Raw genomic sequence first — 8,293 nt, forward strand, 5'->3', positions numbered from 1 at the left:
GTGCGTGCCCGGCCGGGTCTGCGCCGAACCACAGTCGGTAGCTGCGGTTGGCGAACAGCAGCTCGGGCGGCTGCACAGACAGCACGGACACGGCGGCGTCCAGCCCTTCCAGCACGGTGGTGAAGCGTTCGTGCGAGGCCGAGAGCTGGTCGCGCACGCGCTTGGCCTCGGTGATGTTGGTCATCGAGGTCATCCAGCCGGTCTGCTTGCCCTTGGTGTCGACCAGCGGCGACACATAGACGCGGGCATCGAACTGGCTGCCGTCCTTGCGCTGGATCTTGACCTCCACCCCACCCGACGGGCTGCGGCCCTGCAGCTCTTGCTGCAGCAGGCGGGCGTTCTCCTCGCGGCGGTCCACGGGCCAGAACGGGTAGGGTGGTGTGCGGCCGACGAGGTCGGCCTCCGAGAAGCCTGTCATCGCGCAGAAGGCCGGGTTCACGTAGGTGATGCGCGTGTCCATGTCCATGGCGCGCATGCCGGTCAGCATGGAGTTCTCCATGGCGCGGCGGAAGTTGGTTTCCAGCGTCAGCGCGTTCTGGATCTGCGTGCGCCGGCGCATGTGGCGCCAGGTGCCCAGCAGCATCCACACCGTCATGCCCGCCAGCGCCAGCACCAGCCAGAACAGTGCGTTGTTGATGAGGCCGATGGAAGTGCGCCAGCCCTGGCCGCGCAGCACCAGGCCATTGAGTGCCGGCGCCAGCGGCACGTCGTGCAGCAGCGAGGCGCGGCGCAGCACCTGGCCCGGCATGGGCGTGACGGTACTGCTGACGACCTGGTCGCGCGAATCCAGCACGGCGATGCTGTGGCGGGTGGCGACTTCGCTGGGCACGTAATAGCGCAGCAGCGATTCGACGGTGTACTCGGCGATCAGCACGCCGGCGAAGCCGCCGCGGTCGATCAGCGGGATGTGCAGCTGAAAGACGGTGACGCCGTTGGCATCGGCGAAGGGCGGCGAATAGACCGGCTGGCGGCGGTCCTTGGCTGCTTCGAAAGCGATGGCCGCGGCGTTGGACTGGTTGGCCATGGGCATGGACGGGTCGCCGCCGTCCGCCGACATCAGCCCGTCGGCCTGAAAGCCCGCCGCGCCGACGCTGCTGCGGCGCTCGCGCTTGGCGCTCAGCCAGGTCACGTGCGTCAGCTCGGGCCGCTCGCGCGCAAAAGCCTGGGCCTGGGCCGAGAACTCGTGCGCGTCGATCTGCCGTGTGACGACCTCGCGCGCGATGCGCACGAGCTGCTCCTGGTTCTCGATCAGGCGCAGGCGGATCTGCTGCTGGGCGATCTCTGTGTCGCGCTTGACCGACTCGGTCTCGCGTTCGATTTCTTCGTTGCGCAGGTACCAGAAGGCCGAAATGATGGCCGCCAGGAAGAGCAGCACGGAGATCAGCGGGCCCAGCGTGGCCAGGCGGTCCTGGCGTGACGGCGACTGCTTGAACCACCAGGTGGCGACCAGGCGGCGCATCGTGGCGAGCCAGCGTTGGCTGCGGTTGGGCGAGGCAGAGACAGGGGGCATGCGCAATTATCCGGGCCGATGCCGGCCTCGTTGATTTCATAATAAGAAATCACCTCGCACCATTTGGGAAAGTGCTCGAGCCTGTGAGACACTCCGCCCCGCTCGCGGGCCTGGGTCCGCACCTCGCACCTGTTAGAACTGCCACTTTCGCCCGCAGAGGCGGATTTATTAGGAGACACGGCCATGTCAGCCCAGCCGCAAGACTTTCTCGGCGCCGCCGCGAACGACCAAGACCCACAGGAAACCCGTGAGTGGCTGGATGCCCTTTCGGCCGTCATCGGCGAAGAAGGTGGCGACCGCGCCCACTTCCTGCTCGAGACCCTGATCGACCACGCCCGCCAGGCCGGCATCGAAGTGCCGTTCTCGGCCAACACGGCCTACGTCAACACCATCCCGCCCGACCAGGAAGAGCGCTTCCCGGGCAATATCGAGATCGAGGAACGCCTGCGCGCCTACATGCGCTGGAACGCCATGGCGATGGTGGTGCGGGCCAACAAGCACAACCCCGAGGACGGTGGCGACCTGGGCGGCCACATCAGCTCCTTCGCATCGCTGGCCACCATGCTGGGCTGCGGCTTCAACCATTTCTGGCATGCCGACGACGGCGTGCACGGCGGCGACCTGCTCTACATCCAGGGCCACAGCGCCCCCGGCATCTACGCGCGCGCCTTCATGGAAGGCCGCATCACCGAAGAACAGCTGATCAACTTCCGCCAGGAAGTCGACGGCAAGGGTCTGTCCAGCTACCCGCATCCGAAGTTGATGCCGAACTTCTGGCAGTTCCCGACCGTCTCGATGGGCCTGGGCCCCTTGATGGCCATCTACCAGGCGCGCTTCCTGAAGTACCTGCACGCCCGCGGCATTGCCGACACGAGCAAGCGCAAGGTCTGGGTGTTCCTGGGCGACGGCGAGATGGACGAGCCGGAATCGCTGGGCGCCATCGGCCTGGCCGCGCGCGAGAAGCTCGACAACCTGATCTTCGTCGTCAACTGCAACCTGCAGCGCCTGGACGGCCCGGTGCGCGGCAACGGCAAGATCATCCAGGAGCTCGAAGGCGAGTTCCGCGGCGCGGGCTGGAACGTCATCAAGCTGATCTGGGGCGGCTACTGGGACCCGCTGCTGGCGCGCGACAAGGACGAACTGCTGCGCAAGGTCATGATGGACACCGTCGACGGTGACTACCAGGCCATGAAGGCCAATGACGGCGCCTTCGTGCGCAAGAACTTCTTCGGCAAGCACCCCAAGCTGCTGGAACTCGTCTCCAAGATGAGCGACGAGGACATCTGGCGCCTGCAGCGCGGCGGCCACGACCCGCAGAAGGTCTACGCGGCCTATCACAAGGCCGTCAACACCGTCGGCCAGCCCACCGTGCTGCTCGTGAAGACCGTCAAGGGCTTCGGCATGGGCAAGATCGGTGAAGGCAAGAACACCGCCCACCAGACCAAGAAGCTGCAGGACGACGACATCCGCGCGATGCGCGACCGCTTCAACATCCCGGTGTCGGACGAAGACCTGCCCAAGATCCCGTTCTACCAACCGGCCGAAGGCTCGCAGGAACTGAAGTACCTGCACGAGCGCCGCAACGCGCTGGGCGGCTACCTGCCCAAGCGCCGCGCCAAAACCGACGAAAAACTGAACGTGCCCGACCTGGCCACCTTCCAGGCCGTGCTGGACCCGACGGCCGAAGGCCGCGAGATCTCGACGACCCAGGCCTATGTGCGCTTCCTGACGACGCTGCTGCGTGACAAGGAACTGGGCCCGCGCACGGTGCCCATCCTCGTTGACGAGGCGCGCACCTTCGGCATGGAAGGCCTGTTCCGCCAGATCGGCATCTACAACCCCGCGGGCCAGCAGTACACGCCGGTCGACCGCGACCAGGTCATGTACTACCGCGAGGACAAGGCCGGCCAGGTGCTGCAGGAAGGCATCAACGAGGCCGGCGGCATGGCTTCGTGGATTGCCGCGGCAACGTCGTACTCGACGAACAACCGCGTGATGATCCCGTTCTACGTCTACTACTCGATGTTCGGCTTCCAGCGCATCGGTGACCTGGCCTGGGCTGCCGGCGACATGCAGGCCCGTGGCTTCCTGCTGGGCGGCACGTCAGGCCGCACGACGCTGAACGGCGAAGGACTGCAGCACGAGGACGGCCACAGCCACATCCTCGCCGGCACCATCCCGAACTGCGTGAGCTACGACCCGACCTTCGCCCACGAAGTCGCCGTCATCATGCAGCGCGGCTTGAAGCGCATGGTGGAAGACCAGGAAAACGTCTATTACTACATCACCCTGCTGAACGAGAACTACCCGATGCCAGGGCTCAAGGCCGGCACCGAGGAGCAGATCCTCAAGGGCATGTATCTGCTGGAAGAAGCCGACGCCAGCAAGCCGGTCAGCGTCAACCTGCTGGGTTCGGGCACCATCCTGCGCGAAAGCCAGGTCGCCAAGATGCTGCTSGAAGAGGAGTGGGGCGTGGGCGCCAATGTGTGGAGCTGCCCGAGCTTCAACGAGCTGGCCCGCGACGGCCAGAACGCCGAGCGCTGGAACCTGCTGCACCCCACCGAGCTGGCCTGCGTGCCCTTCGTGACCCAGCAGCTGGGCCACACCAAGGGCCCGGTCATCGCGTCGACCGACTACATGAAGAACTACGCCGAGCAGATCCGCGCCTTCATCCCCAAGGGCCGCTCCTACAAGGTGCTGGGCACGGACGGCTTTGGCCGCAGCGACTTCCGCTCCAAGCTGCGCGCGCACTTCGAGGTCAACCGCCACTACATCGTCGTCGCTGCGCTGAAGGCACTGGCCGATGACGGCGCGATCCCGGTCGAGCGAGTGGCCGAGGCGATTGCCAAGTACGGCATCGACGCCAACAAGATCAACCCGCTGTATGCATAGCCCACCCCCGAGGCGCTGACGCGCCTCCCCCTCGAGGGGGAGCACCCAGTGGCCTGGCAAAGCCAGTTCCACGGGTGCCGCTTGGGAAGGCACTACATCCGCAAACATTGGAGATATGGGTTATGGCATTGGTTGAAGTCAAGGTTCCCGACATCGGCGATTTCGATGAAGTCGGCGTCATCGAGGTGCTCGTCAAGGTCGGCGACACCGTCAAGGTCGAGCAGAGCCTGATCACCGTCGAAAGCGACAAGGCGTCGATGGAGATCCCGTCGTCGCAGGCCGGCGTGGTCAAGGAGATCAAGGTCGCCGTGGGCGACAAGGTCAAGGAAGGCAGCGTGCTGGTGGTGGTTGAAGCCGAGGGTGCTGCCGCGCCTGCGGCCACTGCGCCGGCGCCTGCCGCTACAGCCCCCGCCCCGGCGGCCGAGCCTGCCGCAGCACCCGCGCCGGCACCGGCGGCCCCTGCGCAAAGCAGCGGCCCGGTCACCATCGAAGTGCCGGACATCGGCGACTTCGACGAGGTGGCCGTCATCGAGCTGCTGGTGAAGGTCGGCGACACCGTCAAGGTCGAGCAGAGCCTCGTCACCGTCGAGAGCGACAAGGCGTCGATGGAGATTCCGTCGTCGCATGCCGGTGTGGTCGAGGAACTGCTCGTCAAGGTCGGCGACAAGGTCAAGAAGGGCTCGCCGCTGGCGCGCGTGGCCGCCACCGGTGGTGCGCCTGCGCCTGCCGCAGCGCCCGTAGCCGCGTCGGCGCCTGCTGCAGCAGCCCCGGCTGCTCCACCGGCGGAGACCAAGACCGTGCCGACGGCGGCGTTGCCGCCGCACGAGCCGGTTGCTCCGACTGGCAAGCTGCCCCACGCCTCGCCCAGCATCCGCAAGCTCGCCCGCGAGCTGGGCGTGCCGCTGGCCGAAGTGAAGGGCACGGGCGCCAAGGGCCGCATCGTCGAGAGCGACGTGCAGGGCTTCGTCAAGGCCGTCATGTCCGGTCAGCTCCAGACTGCCGCGCAGAAAGCCGCCGCGCCCGCAAGCGGTGGTGGCAGCGGTTCCGGCCTGAACGTGCTCGCCTGGCCCAAGGTGGACTTCGAGAAGTTCGGCCCCGTCGAGCGCAAGGAACTGTCCCGCATCAAGAAGATCTCGGGCGCCAACCTGCACCGCAACTGGGTGGTCATCCCCCACGTCACCAACCATGACGACGCGGACATCACCGACCTCGAAGCCTTCCGCGTCCAGCTGAACAAGGAAAACGAGAAGGCCGGCATCAAGGTCACGATGCTCGCCTTCATGATCAAGGCGGCCGTGGCGGCGCTGAAGAAGTTCCCCGAGTTCAACAGCTCGCTGGATGGCGACACGCTCGTCCTGAAGAACTACTTCCACATCGGCTTCGCGGCGGACACGCCCAACGGCCTGGTCGTGCCCGTCATCAAGGACGCCGACAAGAAGGGCATCTTCCAGATCACGCAGGAAATGGGCGATCTGGCCAAGAAGGCCCGCGACGGCAAGCTGGGCCCGGCCGACATGAGCGGCGGCTGCTTCTCGATTTCGTCGCTCGGCGGCATCGGCGGCAAGTACTTCACGCCCATCATCAACGCGCCCGAGGTGTCCATCATGGGCGTCTGCAAGAGCTCGATCGAACCCGTGTGGGACGGCAAGGCCTTCCAGCCGCGCCTGATCCTGCCGCTGTCGCTGAGCTGGGACCACCGCGTCATCGACGGCGCCGCGGCTGCTCGCTTCAACGTCTACTTTGCTTCGCTGCTCTCCGACTTCCGTCGGATCGCGCTCTAAGTCGGGAGCTGAACACATGGCAATCGTGGAAGTTCAAGTTCCGGACATTGGCGACTTCGACGAAGTCGGCGTCATCGAGGTGCTGGTCAAGGCCGGCGACACCGTCAAGGTCGAGCAAAGCCTCATCACCGTCGAGAGCGACAAGGCGTCGATGGAGATCCCGTCATCCGCCGCTGGCGTGGTGAGGGAGCTGCGCGTCAAGATCGGCGACAAGGTCAAGAAGGGTTCGGTCGTGCTGACGCTGGACTCGGCTGAAGCCGCTGCGCCCGCGCCGGTTGCGGCCGCTGCAGCGCCTGCACCGGCACCCGTGGCCGCCGCACCCGCGCCGACTGCTGCGACCTACTCGGGCAGCGCCGACCAGGCCTTCGACCTCGTCGTCCTCGGCGGCGGCCCTGGTGGTTACTCGGCCGCTTTCCGCGCCGCCGACCTCGGCTTGAAGGTTGCTCTCGTCGAACGTTACGCAACGCTCGGCGGCGTCTGCCTGAACGTCGGCTGCATCCCGTCCAAGGCGCTGCTGCACGTCGCGGCGGTCATGGACGAGGTCAGCCACATGGCCGACCTTGGCGTGGCCTTCGGTGAGCCGGAAGTCGACATCGACAAGCTCCGCGCCCACAAGAACAAGGTGACAGGCAAGCTGACCGGCGGTCTCGCGGCGATGGCCAAGATGCGCAAGGTAACCGTGCTGCGCGGCGTCGGCTCGCTGATCGACGCGCAACATCTCAAGGTCGAAGCGACCGAAGGCGCCGTGGGCCAGGCCAAGACCGGCGCGGCCCAGACCGTGGCCTTCAAGCGCCTCATCATCGCGGCCGGTTCGCAGGCTGTGCGCCTGCCTTTCCTGCCTGACGACCCGCGCATCGTCGACTCGACCGGCGCGCTGGAGATGCAGGTCGAGGCCGAGAAGATGCTCATCGTCGGCGGCGGCATCATCGGCCTGGAAATGGGCACGGTGTACTCCACGCTGGGCTCGCGCCTGGACGTCGTCGAAATGCTGCCCACGCTGATGACCGGCGCCGACCGCGACCTCGTCAAGGTCTGGCAGAAGTTCAACGCGCACCGCTTCGACAACATCATGTTGAACACGAAGACGGTCGGTGCCGAGGCCAAGCCCGATGGCATCTGGGTCACCTTCGAAGGCGAGGGCGCGCCGAAGGAGCCGCAGCGCTACGACCTGGTATTGCAGGCCGTGGGCCGCACGCCCAACGGCAAGAAGATCGGCGCCGAGAACGCGGGCGTCATCGTCGGTGACCGCGGTTTCATCCCGGTCGACGTGCAGATGCGCACCAACGTCCCGAGCGTCTTCGCCATCGGCGACATCGTCGGCCAGCCCATGCTGGCCCACAAGGCGGTGCACGAAGGCCACGTGGCGGCGGAAGTCATCGCTGGCGAACTGCTGGGTGACGAGAAGCTCAAGAAGAGCCAGTTCGACGCCCGCGTGATCCCGAGCGTGGCCTACACCGACCCCGAGGTGGCCTGGGTGGGCATCACCGAGGACGAGGCGAAAGCCAAGGGCATCAAGGTCACCAAGGGGCTGTTCCCGTGGACGGCCTCGGGCCGCGCCATCGCCAATGGCCGCGACGAAGGCTTCACCAAGCTGCTCTTCGACGAGGAAAGCCACCGCATCATCGGCGGCGGCATCGTCGGCACGCATGCCGGCGACATGATCGGCGAGATCGCGCTGGCCATCGAGATGGGCGCGGACGCGGTGGACATCGGCAAGACCATCCACCCGCACCCGACGCTGGGCGAGAGCCTGGGCATGGCTGCGGAAGTGGCGCACGGCTCCTGCACGGACGTGCCGCCGGTGCGCAAGAAGTAAGCAGCGATGCGTCGTCTGTTGCTGGGGGCGGCGTTGCTGCTGGCGCTCTCGGCACAGGCCGAGGAACGTTCGCTGCGGGTCGCGCCGCAGGCCACCGATGCGCGGCTCAAGGCCGATGAGCCGCCGCATTGGGTGGTCTACGACCCGGCGGTGACCGAGCCCCTGCTTGTCTGGTTGCCGGGTACCAACGGTCATCCCGCCAGCGGGCCGAAGGGCCTTTTCCAGGCGGTGCGATCCGCCGGCTTCCGGTTGGTCGGCCTGTCCTATCTGGACGATGTGGCCGTATCGCAGGTC

General features: G+C 66.5%; 4 protein-coding genes and 1 pseudogene. 4 read left to right on the plus strand and 1 reads right to left on the minus strand.

What is annotated here, in order from left to right:
- Nucleotides 1-1,510: PAS domain S-box protein (locus tag AC1DU6_RS13265; RefSeq protein WP_477857665.1), on the minus strand; the 1,510-nt coding region annotated here is incomplete at its 3' end.
- Between the two features lie 183 nt (nt 1,511-1,693).
- On the opposite strand from AC1DU6_RS13265, the gene aceE reads away from it, so the two are divergent.
- The 4 genes and pseudogenes from aceE to AC1DU6_RS13285 form a co-directional block, all read left to right on the plus strand.
- Nucleotides 1,694-4,402, plus strand: coding sequence for a pyruvate dehydrogenase (acetyl-transferring), homodimeric type (gene aceE / locus AC1DU6_RS13270; RefSeq protein WP_056195024.1), 2,709 nt, complete (start codon nt 1,694-1,696; stop codon nt 4,400-4,402).
- Nucleotides 4,403-4,524: 122 nt separating this feature from the next.
- Nucleotides 4,525-6,183 carry a dihydrolipoyllysine-residue acetyltransferase gene (gene aceF, locus AC1DU6_RS13275; RefSeq protein WP_477857667.1) on the plus strand — a complete coding sequence of 553 codons (1,659 nt, stop codon included), beginning with the start codon at nt 4,525-4,527 and terminating at the stop codon, nt 6,181-6,183.
- Nucleotides 6,184-6,199: 16 nt separating this feature from the next.
- A complete protein-coding gene (gene lpdA, locus AC1DU6_RS13280) occupies nt 6,200-7,999 on the plus strand; it encodes a dihydrolipoyl dehydrogenase (RefSeq protein ID WP_477857669.1) in 1,800 nt (599 codons plus the stop codon).
- A 6-nt stretch (nt 8,000-8,005) separates the two neighbouring features.
- A pseudogene (locus AC1DU6_RS13285) lies at nt 8,006-8,293 on the plus strand (hypothetical protein); the annotation flags it as partial.

The organism is Roseateles sp. P5_B10, assembly GCF_056400485.1.

Excerpts from the sequence above, each read along its gene's own strand:
- aceF (WP_477857667.1), top strand. The coding sequence starts at position 4,525 with ATGGCATTGGTTGAAGTCAAGGTTCCCGACATCGGCGATTTCGATGAA.
- lpdA (WP_477857669.1), top strand. The coding sequence starts at position 6,200 with ATGGCAATCGTGGAAGTTCAAGTTCCGGACATTGGCGACTTCGACGAA.